Annotated in this window: 19 protein-coding genes; 13 read left to right on the forward strand and 6 right to left on the reverse strand. The window is 34.7% G+C overall.

Annotation, left to right across the window (positions count from 1 at the left end):
* Positions 1–44: 44 nt before the first annotated feature.
* The 5 genes from QSV08_RS02545 to QSV08_RS02565 all read right to left on the reverse strand — a co-directional run bounded on the left by QSV08_RS02545 (position 45) and on the right by QSV08_RS02565 (position 6,290).
* Positions 45–1,001 carry a cbb3-type cytochrome c oxidase N-terminal domain-containing protein gene (locus QSV08_RS02545; RefSeq protein ID WP_324026297.1) on the reverse strand — a complete coding sequence of 319 codons (957 nt, stop codon included), beginning with the start codon at positions 999–1,001 and terminating at the stop codon, positions 45–47.
* A complete protein-coding gene (locus tag QSV08_RS02550) occupies positions 998–1,189 on the reverse strand; it encodes a CcoQ/FixQ family Cbb3-type cytochrome c oxidase assembly chaperone (RefSeq protein ID WP_324026299.1) in 192 nt (63 codons plus the stop codon). Before QSV08_RS02550 ends, QSV08_RS02545 begins: the two co-directional genes overlap by 4 nt.
* Before the next feature lie 11 nt (positions 1,190–1,200).
* Positions 1,201–3,399: a cytochrome-c oxidase, cbb3-type subunit I gene (gene ccoN, locus QSV08_RS02555; RefSeq protein WP_324026301.1), complete on the reverse strand. Its 2,199-nt coding sequence runs from the start codon at positions 3,397–3,399 to the stop codon at positions 1,201–1,203.
* Between the two features lie 2 nt (positions 3,400–3,401).
* The gene (gene ccoS / locus QSV08_RS02560; protein ID WP_324026303.1) at positions 3,402–3,611 is read right to left on the reverse strand and encodes a cbb3-type cytochrome oxidase assembly protein CcoS; all 210 of its coding nucleotides are present in this window, start codon (positions 3,609–3,611) and stop codon (positions 3,402–3,404) included.
* 282 nt (positions 3,612–3,893) lie between these two features.
* Positions 3,894–6,290 (reverse strand): heavy metal translocating P-type ATPase, encoded by a 2,397-nt coding sequence (locus tag QSV08_RS02565; protein WP_324026305.1) that lies wholly within the window; start codon positions 6,288–6,290, stop codon positions 3,894–3,896.
* A gap of 118 nt (positions 6,291–6,408) precedes the next feature.
* Between QSV08_RS02565 and QSV08_RS02570 the strand changes: the two genes are divergently transcribed.
* The 4 genes from QSV08_RS02570 (at position 6,409) to QSV08_RS02585 (ending at position 9,903) form a co-directional block, all read left to right on the forward strand.
* Positions 6,409–7,098 carry a Crp/Fnr family transcriptional regulator gene (locus tag QSV08_RS02570; RefSeq protein WP_324026308.1) on the forward strand — a complete coding sequence of 230 codons (690 nt, stop codon included), beginning with the start codon at positions 6,409–6,411 and terminating at the stop codon, positions 7,096–7,098.
* Between the two features lie 80 nt (positions 7,099–7,178).
* Positions 7,179–8,051, forward strand: a complete 873-nt coding sequence (locus QSV08_RS02575; protein WP_324026310.1) for a universal stress protein — start codon at positions 7,179–7,181, stop codon at positions 8,049–8,051.
* Between the two features lie 129 nt (positions 8,052–8,180).
* Positions 8,181–8,858 (forward strand): ribose-5-phosphate isomerase RpiA, encoded by a 678-nt coding sequence (gene rpiA, locus QSV08_RS02580; protein WP_324026312.1) that lies wholly within the window; start codon positions 8,181–8,183, stop codon positions 8,856–8,858.
* 355 nt (positions 8,859–9,213) lie between these two features.
* Entirely contained in the window at positions 9,214–9,903 is a 690-nt protein-coding gene (locus tag QSV08_RS02585) for a VIT1/CCC1 transporter family protein (RefSeq protein WP_324026314.1), read from the forward strand.
* 2 nt (positions 9,904–9,905) lie between these two features.
* Here QSV08_RS02585 and QSV08_RS02590 read toward each other — a convergent pair whose 3' ends face one another.
* On the reverse strand, positions 9,906–10,841 hold the full coding sequence (locus tag QSV08_RS02590; RefSeq protein ID WP_324026316.1) for an alpha/beta hydrolase family protein: 936 nt from the start codon (positions 10,839–10,841) through the stop codon (positions 9,906–9,908).
* 404 nt (positions 10,842–11,245) lie between these two features.
* On the opposite strand from QSV08_RS02590, the gene QSV08_RS02595 reads away from it, so the two are divergent.
* The 9 genes from QSV08_RS02595 to QSV08_RS02635 all read left to right on the forward strand — a co-directional run bounded on the left by QSV08_RS02595 (position 11,246) and on the right by QSV08_RS02635 (position 20,685).
* Positions 11,246–13,276, forward strand: a complete 2,031-nt coding sequence (locus QSV08_RS02595) for a transketolase family protein (protein ID WP_324026318.1) — start codon at positions 11,246–11,248, stop codon at positions 13,274–13,276.
* Positions 13,277–13,332: 56 nt separating this feature from the next.
* Positions 13,333–13,986: a fructose-6-phosphate aldolase gene (gene fsa / locus QSV08_RS02600; protein WP_324026319.1), complete on the forward strand. Its 654-nt coding sequence runs from the start codon at positions 13,333–13,335 to the stop codon at positions 13,984–13,986.
* Between the two features lie 130 nt (positions 13,987–14,116).
* Positions 14,117–15,277 carry a hypothetical protein gene (locus QSV08_RS02605; RefSeq protein WP_324026321.1) on the forward strand — a complete coding sequence of 387 codons (1,161 nt, stop codon included), beginning with the start codon at positions 14,117–14,119 and terminating at the stop codon, positions 15,275–15,277.
* 147 nt (positions 15,278–15,424) lie between these two features.
* The gene (locus QSV08_RS02610; RefSeq protein WP_324026323.1) at positions 15,425–16,276 is read left to right on the forward strand and encodes a hypothetical protein; all 852 of its coding nucleotides are present in this window, start codon (positions 15,425–15,427) and stop codon (positions 16,274–16,276) included.
* 352 nt (positions 16,277–16,628) lie between these two features.
* Positions 16,629–17,087 (forward strand): hypothetical protein, encoded by a 459-nt coding sequence (locus QSV08_RS02615; protein WP_249560709.1) that lies wholly within the window; start codon positions 16,629–16,631, stop codon positions 17,085–17,087.
* A gap of 220 nt (positions 17,088–17,307) precedes the next feature.
* On the forward strand, positions 17,308–17,898 hold the full coding sequence (locus QSV08_RS02620; RefSeq protein WP_324026325.1) for an ASCH domain-containing protein: 591 nt from the start codon (positions 17,308–17,310) through the stop codon (positions 17,896–17,898).
* A gap of 238 nt (positions 17,899–18,136) precedes the next feature.
* Positions 18,137–18,547, forward strand: coding sequence for a hypothetical protein (locus QSV08_RS02625; protein ID WP_324026327.1), 411 nt, complete (start codon positions 18,137–18,139; stop codon positions 18,545–18,547).
* Between the two features lie 270 nt (positions 18,548–18,817).
* Positions 18,818–19,090, forward strand: coding sequence for a hypothetical protein (locus tag QSV08_RS02630; RefSeq protein ID WP_324026329.1), 273 nt, complete (start codon positions 18,818–18,820; stop codon positions 19,088–19,090).
* Positions 19,091–19,176: 86 nt separating this feature from the next.
* On the forward strand, positions 19,177–20,685 hold the full coding sequence (locus QSV08_RS02635; RefSeq protein WP_324026331.1) for a leucine-rich repeat domain-containing protein: 1,509 nt from the start codon (positions 19,177–19,179) through the stop codon (positions 20,683–20,685).

The following is a 20,685-nucleotide window of genomic DNA, read 5'->3' on the forward strand; positions in this document are numbered from 1 at the left end:
TCTCTCTTTATAGGCTATGAGCGCGCTTTGCACTCTCACTTTAATCAGTTCATAGTAACCGAAGCAGAATCTATCTCTACTGCAGGTACTGTTGCTTCAGCAGGAGTTTCTTGTGCCGGCGTATTCGGGTCAACCCAAATATCACCTTCAGCAGCTTTCGGGTTGGCAGGTGTAGTACCTTGAAAACTTAATACATAACTAGCTACTTGTGCAATTTCTGCAGGCTTCAAGTTCTGTTTCCAAGCGATCATACCTTTACCGTCACGACCACCTTCAGAAATGGTATGGAAAACGTTTTTGATACCACCACCAAGAATCCAGTTGTGATCCGTAAGGTTCGGTCCAATACCACCACCACCATCTGCCATATGGCAAGCAACACAGTTACTTTCGAATATACCTTGACCAGCACTAATGTCTGATGCATCGGTTAATAATTCAACGGTATTGGCATCAACAAGACCTTTAGCAGTTTTCTTGTATTCTTCAATTTCTAATTGTGCTGCAGCAACTTCTTGTTCGTATTCTTGATCTTGGGTATAATCATCATACACATGAAAACGTACCATATAAACTATAGCAAAAACTACAGATGCATAAAATAGGTATACCCACCATGGTGGTAAATTATTATCTAACTCACGAATACCATCATAATTATGGTCAAGTATAATTTCGCCTTCAGCTTCCATAGGTTTACTGCCCAACATTTTGTCGTACATTTTCTTACCCCATGTCCATTCCCATTTTTCTTCTTTAGTAGCTAAATAGCGCACTTTTGCTTCTTCGTCAAGCGTATTGTAAAGTACATTTTCAATAGCTTGTACAATAAAGGCAATCGCTATTAATAGTAATAGTATAAGTGCCATAAAGCCAAACATCAAAGTAGGGTAGGCTAGAAAAGCTGGTTTATCACCGCTATCAATATAAACTTCCATAAGTACAATGACCGCGAAAAAGGCCACTGTTATTCTTAACCACCAGGGTGTATTGTTTTTCATAATTGGTTGTTTAGTTGGTTATCATCTTCTAAAGGCAATTCGCTAACTTCTTTTATGTATGATTTTGAGGCTGTAATTACCCACCAAAATAACAATGTGAAAAACACAAAGAAGATAAGTAATGATATCATGGGGTAGGTAGCTACTCCCTCTATAGTTTCCATGTAACCTTTTACAAATTTGAACATGATTTTTTATTTTATTTATCAGATAATATTTCTCCAGTTTCTTTGACCTTGATGTCAGTACCTAATCGTTGTAGGTAAGCAATTAAGGATACAATTTCACGGTCTCTCATTTCTATGAATTCTTCACCATTTTCAGCAGCATACTTTTTATCAGCCTCATAAGAGTTTGCAAAATCAGGATCACTGTATAAGTTCTTCTCGATTTTCTCGGCCTGTGCATCCATTAAAGCATCTGCATTGGCAATTTCGTCTTCGGTGTAAGGAACACCTAAGGTTACCATAGCTTCCATTTTAGTTTGTATGTTACCTCTGTCATGTTTATCACGCACTAACCAAGAGTATGAAGGCATTATAGAACCTGAAGAGGTGCTTTGAGGATCGTACATGTGGTTTAAGTGCCAGTTATCAGAATATTTACCACCAATACGTAGTAAATCTGGACCAGTACGCTTACTACCCCAAAGGAATGGGTGATCGTAAACAAATTCACCTGCTTTGGCATATTCACCATAACGTTCTACCTCACTTCTAAACGGACGAACCATTTGAGAGTGACAACCCACACACCCTTCACGAATGTATAAATCACGACCTTCTAATTCTAAAGGCGTATATGGTTTTACACTGGTAATAGTAGGTATGTTAGATTTCACCAATATGGTAGGTATGATTTGTATAATACCACCAATAAGGATAGCAACAGTAGCTAAAATGGTTAATTGAATAGGCTTACGCTCTAACCAAGTATGAAAAGTTTCACCTGCAGTTCTACGTTTAGATACTACAGTAAGTGCAGCAGCTTCTGCCAATTCATCTTCTATAGTACTACCAGCTTTAATGGTGCGAACTACATTGTAAATCATTACCATAGCACCAACAATATAAAGGCTACCACCAATGGCACGCATCCAATACATTGGCATGATTTCGTTTACTGTTTCTAAGAAGTTACCGTAAACTAAAGTTCCGTCAGGGTTAAATTCTTTCCACATTAACGCTTGGGTAAAACCAGCAACGTACATTGGTAAAGTGTAAAGAATGATACCTAAAGTACCGATCCAGAAGTGGAAGTTTGCAAGGCTGACAGAGAATAGTTTATTCTTGGTCATTTTTGGTACCAACCAATAAATCATACCAAAGGTCAAGAATCCGTTCCAAGCTAATGCACCTACGTGAACGTGAGCAATAATCCAGTCACTAAAGTGAGCAATTGCATTTACATTTTTAAGAGAAAGTAAAGGTCCTTCGAAAGTTGCCATACCATAACCGGTAATTGCAACCACCATAAATTTTAAAACAGGATCGGTACGAACTTTATCCCAAGCACCACGAAGTGTTAAAAGTCCGTTGATCATACCACCCCAAGATGGAGCTAGTAACATAATAGAGAAGGCTACCCCTAAATTCTGTGCCCAATCTGGCAAAGCAGAATATAATAAGTGGTGCGGACCTGCCCAGATATATATGAAAATCAATGACCAGAAGTGAACGATAGATAGTCTGTATGAGTATACAGGTCTGTTTGCTGCTTTAGGTACAAAATAGTACATAAGACCTAAGAACGGAGTAGTCAAGAAAAATGCAACAGCATTATGACCGTACCACCATTGTACCAATGCATCTTGTACACCGGCATAAACGGAGTAACTTTTAAAAGCACTAACAGGTAATTCTAAACTATTGAAAATATGAAGTACTGCAACCGTAACAAAAGTTGCCAGATAAAACCAGATAGCTACGTAAAGGTGACGTTGTCTTCTTTTTATCATGGTACCAATAAGGTTTGCACCAAATGCCACCCAAACAACAGCAATGGCTAAATCTATAGGCCATTCAAGTTCAGCGTATTCTTTAGAGCTCGAATAACCAAGGGGTAACGTAATAGCTGCGGCAACAATAATTGCCTGCCAACCCCAAAAGTTAAACTTACTTAAAAAGTCACTGTACATACGCGCCTTTAATAGACGTTGGGTAGAGTAGTAGACCCCTGCATAAATTGCATTTCCTACAAATGCAAAAATTACCGCGTTGGTGTGCAACGGGCGTAAGCGACCAAAACTTAACCATGATATTCCATCGGTTACGTTAGGGAATATGAACATAAAGGCTAATAATAACCCTACAGACATACCCACTATACCCCAGAACATGGTTGCATAAAGGAAATTTTTCACGATTTTGTTATCGTAATAAAACTGCTGTACTTCCATAATTATACTTGTTTATTTAGTTGGATTTTCTCTTGTTTAAAATCTTTGATGTCGGTCTTTTTTGGTTTGACCAATTCATCTTCAAAAAGCATTCGAACGGAAGGAGTGTATGAATCTTCGTATTGCCCCTGTTTGACAGATACAATAAAAGCGACAAAAAAGATAATTGCCACTACAAGGCTTATCGCCAATAAAATATATATAACACTCATACCTACCTGAATTATTTGGTAAAAATAAGTGGGTTGTAAACCTTAGAAAATGACAAATGTCATACTTTAAAATTTTTCTTAAAAAACTTAATTAGTATAGCGGGTGTGGTATTCAATAGATGATTATAATATGTTGTAAACAAGTATGTTATAAAAATTAAGGGATAGATAATCTAGATTCGGTTATGTTAAAATGTACGAATGAGATTTTTGCAAGAATATGATTATACTCCAATGTGTAATTTAATATCAAATAGTAGTTTTAAGAGGGTAGCGCTCTAATTATGGAAGTTTTCTGCCAATAAGGTTCGTCATTACCGTTGTAAAAATAACAATACTAATAGAGCTTAAGGGCATTAGAATTGCAGCGATAACAGGCTCTAGCTGCCCTGTAATGGCAAAATAAAGTCCTATACAATTATAGAGTAGCGATAACATAAAGCTCATTTTAATAATGCGCATCGCCTTTTTAGATGCGAGAATATAGCTGTACAATTGTTGAAATTTAGAAGCATCTAAGATGGCATCACAAGCAGGGGAGAAGACATTGATATTTTCAGATATAGCAATACCTACATTACTTTGTGCAAGCGCACCGGCATCATTTAATCCGTCGCCTACCATCAACACTTTCTTACCTTGATCTTGTAGCGATTTTATGAACTCTAGCTTTGTTTCCGGTTTCTGATTGAAGTACAGCGGAGTCAGTTTTGGCAATAACCCCTGTAATCGCTCTTTTTCTCCTTCATTATCACCAGAAAGTATCGCCAAACTTAGCGTTTCAGACATTTCTTTGAAAACAGATGAGAGTCCGTCACGATATTGATTTTGAAAAACATATCTGCCTTTGTAAGCATTATTTGAGCTGATATAAATAGAAGTGTCAAGCAAATTCTCTGAGGTGCCTTTGCCTACAAAATTGGCAGAACCAATCTTCATATTTATATCGTCTTTAGAACTTTCTAGTCCTTTACCAACATGCTCTTCGTACTCATCTAAGGTAATGATATTCTGTTCTTTAAGTAGATCATATAAAGATCTGCTTAAAGGGTGATTAGAAGCTCTAATCGTATTCTTGAGTATCGATTCTTCATCGGGAGTTAAAGGCATACCTTCGTAATGTGCCGTGCTTTTTTGCGTAGTTGTAATGGTGCCGGTTTTATCAAAAATAGCAGTATCTATTTTTGCTAAGCGCTCGATGGTTTGCGTGTCTTTAATATAGAATTTCTTCTTGCCAAAAATACGTAGCATATTGCCTAGGGTAAATGGTGAAGCTAATGCTATGGCACACGGACAAGCGATAATCAATACCGCCGTAAAAACATTCATGGCTTTAGATGGGTCGTAGAACAACCAAAAAGCAGTAGCAGCAAATGCAATAGAAAGTACGGCAATGGTAAAGCGTTTGCCGATACTATCGGTAAGGTTTTGAAAGGCGGTTACTTTGTCTGTCTTAAAAATGGAATTTCCCCACAGTTGTGTCAAATAACTCTGCGATACCGATTTTAAGGCAATCATTTCAATGACACCGTTGAGTTGCTTTCCGCCGGCAAAAACCTGTTCACCGATATTTTTAGAAACGGGTTCAGATTCCCCCGAAACAAAACTGTAGTCAATTTGTGCATTTCCGTAAACGAGAGTACCATCTACAGGGATCATTTCTTCGTTACGGATCAATATACGATCTCCTTTTTCAATTTCTTGAACAGGCACGGTTTCTTCTTTACCTTTTAAGTTCAGTTTGGTGATGGCAATAGGGAAGTATGATTTGTAATCGCGCTCAAACGATAAAAAGCTATATGTTCTTTGTTGAAAGAATTTACCTAGTAATAGAAAAAATACGAGTCCGGTAAGAGAATCGAAAAATCCGCTACCTAAATCAAAGGCAATATCATAGGTACTTCTTAAAAATAAAACAAGAATACCAAGCGCAATGGGTACATCAATATTTAAAAGTTTAGCTCTTAGTCCTTTAAATGCAGATACAAAATAATCCCATCCAGCATAAAAAACTACAGGTAAAGCGAAGATGAACATCATCCATCGAAATAAGCCTTGATATTGGTTAAGCCAATATTCACCACCAGAAGCTGCACTAGAACCTAAATCGAAATAATCAGGAAAAGAAAGAAACATTACATTACCGAATGCAAAACCGGCAACACCTAATTTGTAAATAAGCGTTTTATCAGAAACCTTCTTCTTGCCTTCAAAATCTTCTAAAGAAATATAAGGTTCATATCCTATTTTAGCTAGAAGTAAGACGAGCTCTTTTAAGCTGAAATCCTCTTGTTTGTAGGTAATACGAATTGTTTTCTTGGGGAAATCTACTTGAGAATTCGTAACGTTCTTATTGAGCTTGTTCAAATTCTCTAGAATCCAAATACAAGAACTACAATGAATAGTAGGTATATATAGGTTGATGATCTGAATGTTACCATCATTAAATTCTGTTAGTTTCGCTATGATTTCTTCGTTATCGAGAAAATCATATTTACCTTCTATAGCTTTGGGTGTAGTACCTGCCGCGGCTTGTAAATCATAATAATGAGACAAATCGTTTGTTGAGAATATTTCATAAACGGTTTTACAACCGGCACAACAAAATGATTTTTCATCAAATGTTATAAGTTGCCTATCACAAGGGTCACCACAATGAAAACAATTAGTTGCCTGCATAAATATTAAAGAATAATAAGTACAAAGGTGAAAATGATACAGTTTCTAAAACATGATAATTGTCAGTTACTACAATTATAAGCTTGTTTAATTTTGCTTAAGATTAATTTATTAAGCTATGGAATTTAGATGTGAAAATTGCATTATACGACAGTTTAATTCACTCCGTGCATTGAGCAAAGACGAATTAAAAAAAGTGGCAGACTCTAAAACCTCTAAGAAGATTAAAAAAGGAGAGGCATTATTTATAGAGGGGCAAAAGCTTGATGGTGTATTTTGTGTACGAGATGGCGTTTCTAAATTATCTAAATTAAGTAGCAATGGTAAAGAGCAAATTGTAAAATTGACCAATAGAGGCGAAATTATGGGGCAACGCTCAGTAATCGCTGAAGATTTTACCAATTTAAGTGCTACTGCCATTAGTGATATGGAAGTGTGTTTTATACCCAAAGAGGTCATATCAAATACCTTAAATACTAATCCCTATTTTTCTTTAGAAGTATTGCGACATATGGCGCATGATTTAAAAGAGGCAGATGATGTCATCGTAAATATGTCTCAAAAAACAGTGAAACAGCGTTTGGCTGAGGCATTTGTGTATTTGAAGAAAAACTATGGTGAAGATGAAAACGGATTTCTATTATTGACATTAAGTAGAGATGATTATGCAAATATTGTCGGTGCGGCAACGGAGTCTCTAATTCGTATGATTTCTGAGTTTAAGAAAAAAGGACTGATAAAGACAGAAGGTAAAAAAATTGGGATTGTAGAGGAGGAGATGTTGCAAGAATTAGCTGACGGATTTTAAATTTTTTAGTATTCTGATAAATGTCATAGTTTCAATTCTGTAGGGAAACTACATTTATCATCAAATGATGTTTCTCATTTATGAAAAATATATTAATACCGACCGATTTTTCACTAGCTGCATGGAATGCTACACAGTATGCCTTGCAATTATTCGCAGAATCTGAATGTGTATTCCATTTTTTAAATGCCTACACTCCAGAATTACATAGTAACCGCTTAATGGCGGGTAGAGTTACAGACGCCGCTAAAGATTATTCTGCACAAGCAACTTCAGAGAAAGGATTGAAAAAGACCCTTCAGCGCATCAAAAAACAGTATCATAATCCGCTTCATAAGTATAAAACGATATCTAGCTTCTCAATGCTAATAGATGAGGTAAAAGAAGTCGTCGAAAAACAACACATCGATTTTGTAATAATGAGTGCCAGCGGTGGTGCAGATGATGAATCTATTTTCTTGGGAAGAAATACGGTAAGAATATTAAATCATATCGATGCATGTCCGGTAATGGTTATACCGCCAAGGGCAGTTTTTGAAAACTTACATTCCATTTCTGTCGTATCAGAATTCAGCCATTTATTTAAGAGTGATGAATTAAACCCAGTAGTAGAATTAGCGCGATATTTTAATAGTACAGTGCAAATTGCAAGTATGCAAAATGCTACGCCACAAATTACAGAATTACAACAGATAAATCATGAGATTATAGCTGAAAAACTAGGATCTATTTATCATAATTTCTACAAATTAGATACCGAAAGTTCCTTAACAACCACTTTAAAAAGGTATGTTGATCAAACTAATTGCCAGTTACTTGTTATGTCTAACAATGCAAATAGCTATTTAAGAAACTTGTGCAATGATTATATTGTTGGTAAATCGATTTTCTGCTGCCATGTGCCAATGTTATCATTACAATTAATTGAAAATAACATCAGTATCAGTCATTAAGATCTTCCTTCAGAAAATTGTTTATTGAGGTTTAATTACAAAATTTTAGGCATTACTTAATGTTTTGGTGAATGCTATCGATTAATTCTAAATATCTTTAGAGCCAAATAACCATAATACAACCAAAAAGTGAGCGCGGTAAACGAGAAAAAAGTAGCAGCATTAGAAGCGGTAAAATATATAAAATCGGGTATGACCGTTGGTCTAGGCACTGGATCAACTGCATTTTATATGATCGAAGCTATTGGCGAAATGGTAAAGAACGGCTTAGAGCTTAAAGCAGTTGCAACTTCTGACGAAACTGAAAAATTAGCAAAGAAACTAGGTATACATGTGATTACACTTGCAGAAGCAAAAAGATTAGATGTTACCATAGATGGTGCTGATGAGGTCGATGAAAACTTTCAATTGATTAAAGGCGGAGGCGGAGCCTTACTACGTGAAAAGATAGTCGCCCATAATTCTGATATGAATATCATTATTGCCGATTCGTCTAAAAGTGTATCTAAACTAGGTAAGTTCAAACTGCCTATAGAAACAATACCCTTTGCAACGCAATTGATTATTAAAGAATTGGAGGGAATGAAATTGGCGCCAGTACAGCGAATGAGAGGTGCTGACGATTATAAAACAGACGAGAATAACGATATTATAGATATTGATATTTGGGATACCGATATAAAATTAACTGATCTAGAGCAGCAATTAAAAACAATACCAGGCATCGTAGAAACGGGATTGTTCTTGACCACTACCAATTTGGTTATTATAGGTAAAGGGGAAGAGGCTATTGTAAAGAAGCGATAACAAAAAACAAATGTCACTTCGAGTGATTTTTTGGAATGCAATGGAGAAAAATTGTATCGAGAACTTATAGGCACTAAAGGTTTTTGCTGGGTAAATGAAGTTTTTATCGAAAGCATTGAATGATTCATTTTATTGGATAAGTGGAAGACGCTGTTGTAAAAAAGCGATAATAAAATACGAATGTCACTTCGAGTGATTTTTAGAAATGCAATGAAGAAAAATTGTATCGAGAACTTTATAGGTACTTACGGTTTTTGCTGGGTAAATGAAGCATATATCGAGGGTGTATAATGACGAATTAAAAACTAAAGGGGATACACAAGTGGTCATCTGAAGTCACAAAAAAGAACAAACTATGCAAGAAGAAAAGCACTATGGTACACGAAGTAATTGGTTGCGAGCAGCAGTGCTTGGTGCCAATGATGGTATTTTGTCTACAGCAAGTTTGGTCATCGGTGTTGCTGCGGCAAGTACAACTAGAGAGCCTATTATTTTAGCCGGCGTAGCAGGTTTGGTGGCAGGTGCCTTGTCAATGGCGGCAGGGGAGTATGTATCTGTAAGTTCGCAAGAAGATCTAGAAAAAGCCGATTTAGCTCGCGAAATGAAAGAGCTCGAAGAAATGCCCGAAGAAGAACTTAAAGAACTCGCTTTAATTTATGAAGAGCGCGGTTTAGATTCAGATTTGGCGTTACAAGTAGCAACACAATTAACCGCACATGATGCCTTGAGTGCACATGCCAGAGATGAGCTGGGTATAAATGATATTACACAGGCGAATCCGTTATTGGCGGCATTATCATCTGGCGCTTCCTTTGTTTTCGGCGGATTACTTCCTGTTCTAGTAGCGTATTTTGGTCCGCTTGAGGAGATGGAATATGTGCAATATGGTTTTGCAGTGCTGTTTCTAGCAGTGTTGGGTGCCATTGCAGCTAAAGCAGGAGGTTCAAATATTTTGATAGCCGTATTAAGAATTAGCTTTTGGGGAACCGTAGCCATGGTCATCACCGCATTGATCGGGCATTTGTTCGGGGTAAATGTGGCGTAGTGCTATTTTTTACTAGCTATGGGTGAGGTAATCGATTCAAAATCTTTCATAGTAGCATCACCACGTAATACATCCGCTAAAAATTCATAAATCAATTCGGGAAATTTAAATCCGAGAGACGCCCATTCGTGTCCGCCTTCTTCATTGAAATACACTTTATAACTCCCATCAATCTCAGAAAGGCGTTCGGCAATAGCTTTAGGTCCGTTGATTTGTAAATAGCCAACATCCGTAGGTTTACAAAACCGATGCGGATTCGTATCATAAGGCACAACCGAATCTTTCACTCCGTGAAAAAATAATAGTGGCGTTTTATTCGTAGTATCAATATAATTTTCATCTAATACAGCACCAGACAAACTAACTACTCCGGCAACATTGGCATTGGGGTAGGGCAGTCTTTTAAAACGATAATCGTACCGCATAAACTGAAAGTTCAAAACGGTTTCGGCACCGGCACTACTACCGATCAAGAATATTTTTGCAGGATCAGCTTTAAACGGTAATGAATCTTTCGTTAAGTAATTAATAGCCTTAGAAAGATCGGCAACCGCCTCGACGTAAGTGTCAATTTTTATAGAAGTAGGGCAGTCGCATCCAAAAGATTTACCTTTTCTAGACAGCCTGTAATTAATAGAAGCCACATTAAAGCCCTTGGTCGCCAGGTAAGTACTTAGTCCTTTTTCGTCACCACCATTACGTTGTCCCGCAGTAAAGCCACCACCATGCACCAAAACAACTGTGGGTTTAAGTTCCATGTCTTTAGACGGAATGCTATAAAAATCGAGTTGTAGGGTATCGGCATAGTTATAGGTTTTCATTTGTACAGCATCCGGTGTGGAGTTTGAGTCTTGAGCAAATGCAGGGCTAATGGTAGAAATGAAACCAAATAATATGATGAAGTAACTAAATATATGCAATGTTGTTTTTGAGGTCATAAGTGAAATTATAGTGTTTAGGGGAACATCCGAAGTAAACAGAATACCACTAAAACGTTATATAACAAAGGTTGTCAGTTTTATAAAAGTTTGAATCCGATAAAAAACAAACATAAATACGTTTGCTATAAAAATGTATAAAGCGTGCAAATGTACAGCGTAAGTATCTTACTAATAGTATTTAAAGGTGAATTGGGTTAAAAAATGAAACATAGAATGTTTTCGAAAACCCTTTCGCTACAATATATCTGTGAAATTAGTAGTGTATGAGCGCTTATGACTTGAATTCTATAGAATTATGTTAGTCGAAATATTTTAATTAGCGCCTTATATAAAGTATCTTTGGGGGAGATTTTAGTAGATCATAAAATAAACACGAACCTGAAAAATAATCTAATAATATAATGAACAACGAACTAGATCAATTAGCAGCCGATAATATAAGGGCATTAGCTGTAGCGATGGTAGAAAAGGCAAACTCTGGACACCCAGGTGGGCCAATGGGAGGCGCAGACTACATGCACATTTTATATTCTGAATTTTTCAACTACGATCCTTCTGATATGAAGTGGCCGTTTCGTGACCGTTTTTTCATGGATGCTGGGCACTTATCTACTTTAATGTACGCTCAGTATTATTTATTGGGTAATTATGAAAAAGATGATGTAGCTAATTTTAGACAATGGGGATCGGTAACACCGGGCCACCCAGAAGTTGATGTTGCAAGAGGTATAGAAAATACATCGGGGCCATTAGGTCAAGGACATACTATGGGTGTTGGTGCTGCAGTAGCGGCTAACTTTTTGAAAGCACGTTTTGGAGATTGGATGAACCATAAAATTTATGGCTTTATTTCTGATGGTGGTGTACAAGAAGAAATTTCTCAAGGTGCAGGTAGAATTGCAGGTCACTTAGGCTTAAGCAACTTTATTATGTTCTACGATTCTAACGATGTTCAACTTTCGTCTAAAACAGATGAGGTTACTTCAGAGAATACAGCAATGAAATATGAAGCATGGGGATGGAAAGTCGTTACTATCGATGGCCATGATCATGATCAAATAAGAAAAGCACTTACAGATGCTAATGCAGAAACAGATAAGCCAACGTTGATTATCGGTCAAACGATAATGGGTAAAGGTTGTGTAACTGCAGATGGCACTCCGTACGAAGGGTATACAGAACTACACGGTAAGCCAATTGGCGATACAGGTGCAGATTATGAAAAGACCTTATTGAATTTAGGTGCAGACGTAGCCAACCCTTTTGATATTTATTCAAAAGTAGAGGAGTACTACGAAGGTATTATCAATAAAAAGAAAGACGAAGCACAAGCTAAGAAAAGAGAAATCGATGCATGGCGTTCAGAGAATGCTGAGCTATCTGCAAAATTAGACGGTTTCTTAGAAGGTAAATTACCAGAATTAGATTTCAGTTCTGTAGCACAGAAAGAAGGTCAGGCAACTCGTGCAGCATCCTCTAACGTTTTAGCGTATTTAGCGCAGAATGTAGAGAATATGATCGTATCATCTGCCGATTTATCGAACAGTGATAAAACAGACGGATTCTTAAAGAAAACTCACATTTTAAAGAAAGGTGATTTCTCTGGGGCATTCTTACAAGCGGGTGTAGCAGAATTAACAATGGCAACTATGGCAAACGGTATCGCGCTTCACGGTGGGGTAATGGCAGTAGTAGCAACATTCTTTGTATTCTCAGATTACATGAAACCAGCTATTCGTTTAAGCTGTATTCAAGAATTACCAGTGAAGTTTATTTGGACGCATGATGCCTTTAGAGTAGGAGAGGACGGACCAACACACCAGCCAGTTGAGCAAGAAGCTCAAATACGTTTGTTAGAGAAATTAAAGAACCATAGCCACGAGCAAAGTTTCGTAGCATTGCGCCCTGCAGATTCTCAAGAAACAAATGTAGCTTGGAAAATGGCAATGGAAAACCAGAAAACGCCGACCGGACTTATTTTATCTCGTCAAGGGATAAAAGATCTTCCTGCGAAGAGCGGTAACCGTTACCAAGAAGCATTAGGAGCAGAAAAAGGAGGATACTTAATACAAGAAGTAGCAGATCCAGATGTTATCTTAATTGCTAATGGTTCTGAAGTAGCAACATTGGTAGCTGCAACAAAATTGTTGGAAGAGAAAGATGGCTTAAAAGTGAATATCGCTTCAATACCATCAGAAGGTATATTTAGACAACAGTCAGAAGCATACCAAGAAAAAGTGATTCCGCCAAACATACCAGTTTTCGGACTTACAGCAGGCTTACCTGTAAACTTAGAAGGTTTAGCAGGAGCAAATGGTAAAGTGTTCGGTTTAGACCATTTCGGTTATTCTGCACCAGCAACGGTACTTGATGAAAAATTCGGATTCACCGGTGATCAAGTATACCAACAAGTAGTAGATTTTTTAAAATAAATAATCTTTAAGGCTAGCCCTAAAGACATACATTATAAATTTAAAATTAGAAAAAGATGAAATTTTTTATAGATACAGCGAATTTAGACGAGATCAAAGAAGCTCAAGATATGGGTATTTTAGATGGTGTTACAACAAACCCGTCTTTAATGGCAAAAGAAGGAATTACTGGTGCAGACAACATTTTGGCTCATTACAAGAAAATATGTGATGTAGTTGATGGTGACGTTAGTGCTGAGGTTATTTCTACAGATTATGAAGGTATGATTGCAGAAGGCGAGAAGTTGGTTAAAATTAGCCCACAGATCGTAATTAAAGTACCTATGATCAAAGAAGGTGTAAAAGCAATTAAGTATTTCTCTGATAAAGGATACAGAACTAACTGTACATTGGTATTCTCTTCTGGTCAAGCGTTATTGGCTGCTAAGGCAGGTGCAACGTATGTATCTCCTTTCATTGGTCGTTTAGATGATATCTCTACTGACGGATTAGGATTGATTGCTGATATTCGTTTGATCTACGATAACTACGGTTACGAAACACAAATTCTTGCAGCATCTGTACGTCACGTAATGCATATTATCGACTGTGCTAAACTTGGTGCTGATGTTATGACAGGTGGTTTAAGTTCAATTGTTGGACTTTTAAAGCACCCATTAACTGATAGCGGTTTAGCTAAGTTCTTAGCTGATTACCAAAAAGGTAACTAAGTCGTAAGATTTAAGCTATTGATATAGAAAACCATCACTGAAAAGTGATGGTTTTTTTGTTTTATATTAGTGCTTCTAAAAAACGATCAAACTTACTAAAAGTACATCTATTTAAATGTTGAAAAAAAAAATGAGAAAGAATATAATTTTTTTTATAATAACTGCCACATTTTTATTGATTTCCAGTTGTGGAGGCGATAATGTTGAAAATGAAGAAGTTATAGTAACCCCTAATAATCAAGCTCCAAATACATTTTTACTTTTGACTGTAAACGATCAATCAAAAAATATAGACTTAAAGCCTACATTAACTTGGGATGCGTCAACAGATCCAGATAATGACCCCATCAGTTACGATTTATTATTAGACAATAATTCTAATCCTAATACAATAATCGCATCCAATATAGAAGAAACTAAATTTACATTTGACTCCTTCTTACAATCCGAAGAAGTTTATTACTGGAAAGTAATAGCTAATGATAGTAATGGTAATTCTACAGAAAGCAGTGTTTTTAGTTTTACTACAATCGATTTGTTTACAATTACAGATGTAACAACAGATTTATTGAGACCTGCAGGATTAGCATTTTATGGAGATGATTTATATTACTCTGAAGTAGATGGTTACAAAGTATCAAAAGTCAATGTTTCTGAGAAAAACTCTATCGCAACAGATGTATTAACGGAATTACTTACTGGCAGATTAGCTTTTTCTGGCAGCGAATTATATATTTCTCAGCCTCAAGCTAATCTACTCTCTAAAACTGATATATCAGTCGCAACGCCTATCATAAGTCCCGTAATTCTAGGAAGTAATGGTCCTACAGCATTAGCTTTTAATGGAAATGAATTATATGTGGCAGCGCCAGACGTAAATAAAATTAGAAAACTTAATATTTTATCTTCAACACCTGCGTTTATAGATGTACTTCAATTGGAATTTGGTCCTCGCCCCGATGGTTTATTACTAAATGGTAATGATTTGTATATTGCTTTAAGAGTTGGTAACAAAATTGTTAAAATTGATATTTCGGAAAAAGAGCCTGTATTAACAAATGTAGCCACTGGATTATCTGGTCCTACTGCATTAGCACTTGATGGAAATATACTATATATTGCTGAATATGAAGGAAATAAGATTTCAAAAATTGATATTTCATCTAATTCAACTACTGTAACAGATGTAAAATCAGGGTTATCTGGACCAAGAGAATTAGCACTTTATGGCAATGAACTATATATTGCTGAATACGATGGCAATAGAATATCTAAAATTAATGTTCAGTAGTGGTAATGTTATTTACATTAAGAAAATTCATATCAGAATATTCTAAGTGGATATGATTTTAATAATAATATTTCCAATTATAGAAACAAACATACGAGCCTGACCGTTATCTGCAAGCTAAAAAAAGACAACCGATTATAAATTTCTATGATGTTATTAGACCTAATATGCGCCGATTGCTTACTAGAACAAATAGAAAGTAAAAAAGTAACAGAACAACCCGAACACTTCGTTCCGGTGCCGTTTGAAATGGTCAACGATTCGGGAATTTATAATTTTAATTGTCAAAAGGGACATAATTCAATTTCTTACTTGATTAATATAGAATTTGAAATACTATTTGAATATGGACTTAATGCTCTCGCTGATGGTTATTACCGAGAAGCTGTTTCTTCTTTCACCTCTGCAATGGAGAGATATTTTGAATTCTTTATCAAAGTAATTTTGAAAAATTCTGGAACAGAATATGAAAATATAGATAAAATTTGGAAACAAATTTCAAAACAATCGGAAAGACAACTTGGAGCATACTTAACTTTGTACGCTCAAACTTTTCAGGAATTACCAATGGTTTTAAGTTCAAATAAGGAAGTACCATTTAGGAATAAAATCATTCATCAAGGATATATCCCTTCAAAAAAAGAGGCAATAGAATATGGTGAACGGATTATGGAAGTAATAGAAAGTTCATTAATACCTTTAAAAAAGTTATTCCCAGATTTAACTTTAGATGTATTCGATAATTATGGGTATCACTCAAAAGCTAAAATTATTCTTGAAAAACAAGAGAAAGATACTGGTCGAGAGTTAAATGTTGGTGGAGTTAATATTTTGACTACAATAAGTGTTGTAGCAGGGCGAGAACGCCATGATATTGATACACGTAATGGTAATATAGAAAGTCAAATAATAAGAGTTTTACAACTTAGAAATCCAAGAGGCATCTCATTATTTAATCAACAGTATCCGGAGAACAAAAAGGGAAAAGCTAGCAGATAACAAAGAACTGAGGTAAAAAACAAACAAATTCTTCTTTAATCTGAGATAATATTATTCTAGGCTCATAAATTCAAAAAACAGATTCTTGAGCTTTTCTTATTCAATTAATCTGCTATTTATCTAGGCAATACAGAAACGTAAGTTTCATCAATAGATAGCGGTTTAGCTAAGTTCTTAGCTGATTACCAAAAAGGAAAATAAGTCGTAAGATTTAAGCTATTGATATAGAAAACCATTACTGAAAAGTGATGGTTTTTTTGTTTTATATTAGTGCTTCTAAAAAAGGGATATATGTAATTGTACACATATCCCTACGTTGTAACAAATTTTGAAGAACCATTTATAACTAAATATGATTGAATTTTTAAAAGGAGGAAAAACTCTTAAAGGAGTTATAATGGGAATGACGATTGATGAAGCAAATTCAATATTGGGCGAGCCGACGAATATCAGCGGCGAGAAAGAATATGGGTATCTACATTACGGAGCATATCGTTACGGATTCGCCGATAAAATAATTAACGAAATGGCTATTGAATTTAAATTTCTTGACAAACCAATTATGTTTAAGAATTTAGAATGGAAAAAACATGACATTTCACTCTTTGAAGATTTCAAAATAAAATCCAAATGCAAAATTCATAGAATAATCGGACTCATAAATCACCTTCAATTGAATTGGAAAGCAGAAAATGGAATTGACAAAGATAGCTTTATAATGAAAATTGCTAATGGACCATATATTGTTTGCGACCTATATGATGGAATTGTTGATAAAATAACTATCGTTGACGGACACCAAGCTGGGTAATAAAACTTGTTACAACACAACCTATAAACAATACGGGCTTAGGCAATAAACGCTAAGGTCTGCGTATATTTATATTGTCGCAAAATCTTTGGGATTTTTCTTTGACAGAAAAATAAAACTAAACAATAAGCTTTAGCTTCGTGCGCAGACGGAAACGAAAAGTTTCCTTGCCTCCGCACTACGCTTAGCTCAGGCGTTGGCATTAATACTGAAAAAACATATGAAACATTTAACTATCCTTCTTTTTTTAATATTTATAAGTTGTAAAAACGAGCCTAAAACCAAAACGGAGACGAAAACGGAGACGAAAACGGAAACGGAAATGGATATTGAAAATGGAATTGACAAATCTGTTTATGAAATGTGGAATAATTTTACGGAATCAAATCCTGAATTTAAAAATGAAGAACTCCCAAATACTGAATTTTTTGACAATAGTGAAGAAGATTATCATCGATATGCAGACCTAATTGTTGCCGGAAAAAAGAGGGCAAGTTCTGGTTTATATATTTGGTATAAAGAAGCAAATGTTGATTTACCAAAAAAAGGGGCAAAACTTATTGTAACGGATTTTAACGGAAAAGCGCGAGCAATAATTGAGAATACAAAGGTAGACACAATACCATTTAAGAACATTTCCAAGGAATATGCTGAATTGGATATGGGAACTAATATTAAACCACTCGAAGAATGGAAAAAAGCACATTGGGAAATTTTTGCGAACTCATTAGAACAAAATGGACAAAAAGCGACAGATGAAATTCTAGTGGTGTGTGAATGGTTTGAAACAATCTGGACGGAAAAGTACTAATGCCAACAAAACCTATAAACAATACGGGCTTAGATTTTAAACGCCAAGGTCTGAGTATATTTAGAATGTCGCGAAATCTTTCGGATTTCGCTTTGACACAAAAAAAGAAAAAACAAAACCAAAAGATTTCGCTACGTGCTTGGCGGAAAGCAAACGCTAGTTTGCTCCCGTACTGTTCATAGCTAAATCGTTGTGCGTCATATTGAGCAACTAACAATATTGAATTAAAATTATACAAATGAGAAACACATTATTCTATATTCTAATGATAATTGGAATGAATTCTACGCTTTCTGCTCAAGACATTAATCTTGACGAATCGGAATTACAATCCATTTTATGCCAGCAATGGGAAATTGAATATGCACTTATGGGAGGGATGAAGATTGGACAACTACCGGGTGCTGCTGATTTTGATTTTGATTTTCACTCTGATGGCAAATATGACATAATTAGTGAAAATGAAGATAATAAAAGTGGTAGATGGATTTATGATATTGAAAATAAATATGTTGAGCTTTCTATTGAAGAAAAAACAACTTCTCGAATTAAATTTATTGACACTAATAAACTGATTCTTATTCTTGTTTCTGGACAAAATGACCCACCTGGATTACCTAGTATGGAAGTGCATTTTAAGCCAATGTAAACAGAAAATACGCCGCACAACAAAGCCTAAACGTAATGCGGATTTTAGGGCTAAACCGAAAGGTCTGTGTATATTTATGAAGTCGCTAATCCCGATAGCTATCGGGAATGGATTTAGCTTTGAACAATAAAAAATAAAACTAAACCCGCCCGTACCGATAAGGCACGTTCGGGCGGGCAATAAGCTTTAGCTTTGTTCGCAGACGGAAACGAAAAGTTTTCTTGCCTCCGCAATACGCTTAGCACAACCGAAGAAAGTCAATAAAAACAGATGGAAATAATACACCAATTAATCAATTCTGATTCCGAAAAAATAATAATTTTAACTTTGGATGGAGAAAATCTGATTTCTGAAACTGGGAAAAAAGATAAACTTAGAACAACAACAAAAGTATTTCCAAGCAATGAAGATGCTTTAAAAAACTTCCATAAAAAAGAATGGGCAGCCTTGAAAAAAGGATTTATTTTAATAAATACTAACGTTAAATTAGGACAACCAACTTTGACCCGTCCTGAAATATGTTTACAAAAAACAAATAACTAATAGTGTTCAAAATTTTAAACAATTAACGATGATTTACATAAAACAATCGAACTAAAAAATAAGTTAACTACAAACGATATTCTTATATGAAAAAAATATTTTTAATTTTATTATTGATAAGTCATCAGTTTTGCGCGGGTTGTATTAGTGATAATGAAAAAGAATTTTTACAAGATTTGATTACTGAAAATTCTAAATTAGCTAAACTTGGTTGGAGTTTCGATAACGATTATAAACAATGGAAAGGACTTGTAATAGAAGACTGTAAGATTACAACATTGGATTTAAGTAATTTTAATTTAAGCAGCTTACCAAATTCTATTATTTATTTATCAAATTTAGAAACCTTAAAGCTATCTGGTTTAAAAATTCATGAGATGATGTCAAGAAACTTATTTGGCTTAAAGAAATTAAAAAAATTACATCTAAAAGAAGTGTATCTTAAAAAGGTTATTCACTTATTTGGAAGATTAGAGAATTTAAAGGAATTAAAAATTATAAAATCATATATAAATTCAAGTGAAATCCCAATAGAATTTTTAGCATTAAAAGAGCTTGAATCTATTGATTTTTCAGAAAATAATTTTAAAAAAATACCAAGCAAAATTTTAGAATTAAAAAAATTAAAATACATTTCATTTAAAGATAATAAATATTTAGAAGGTGATATTAGCTTATTTAATTCATTAACTCAATTAGAGTATCTTGATTTTTCAAACACAGCTATTACTGGTACGTACACCCCCTTATCTGTTAATTTAAAGTATCTAAACTTAAGTAATCCTGGCTGGTCCTTAAACGTTGATATTAGTAATATTAATAAACTTGAAGTTTTAAAATTAGAAAAATGCAAATTAAAAGCGTTAACTGGTATTGAAAAACAAGAACAACTAACAAGTTTAAATATTAAGGATAATTATTTTAGTGGTTTAAACGTTTCAAATTTTATCAGGTTAGACTCTATAAATATTAGTAAAAATGAACTCGTTAACCTTCCTTTATTCCCCAAAAAAACAATAGCATATCTTAATTTTTCATCAAACCCTGTATTTGAGTTTACAGAACAAGATTTTAAAGTTTTATCAAAAGTAAAATCACTTGACTTATCTAATATGATTTTATCAAACTTACCTATTACGATAAAAAATTTAAAAAAATGTGAGGTATTAAACTTATCAAACAATAAATTAGAAGTACTTCCAAAAGAAATTAATAATTTACAATCATTAAAAAAGTTAAATCTTTCTAAAAATGAATTACATAATTTAGCTATAAATGGTTTAGTCAATTTAACCAGTTTAGACTTAAGAGAGAATAACTTGAGTGAGTTTAATTTAAAATTAAAGCACTTAAAAAAATTAAATTTACTAGATAACAGTTTTACAAAAATACCTGATATTATTTATAGCTATGAAGATTTAGAATGTTTTATGATCAACGATTTCACACTTAAACAGGTTCCTGAAAAAGTATTATCATTTAAAAAAATGAAAGAATTCTATGTGCCGTTTGAAGGGTATCATGATGATGTTCTATGTAAGCTAAAAGCAAGAGGAGTAATAGTAAACAATTATAATTTAGTGTGTAATAACTAA

This window comes from Maribacter sp. BPC-D8 (assembly GCF_035207705.1).
Taxonomy (GTDB): domain Bacteria; phylum Bacteroidota; class Bacteroidia; order Flavobacteriales; family Flavobacteriaceae; genus Maribacter.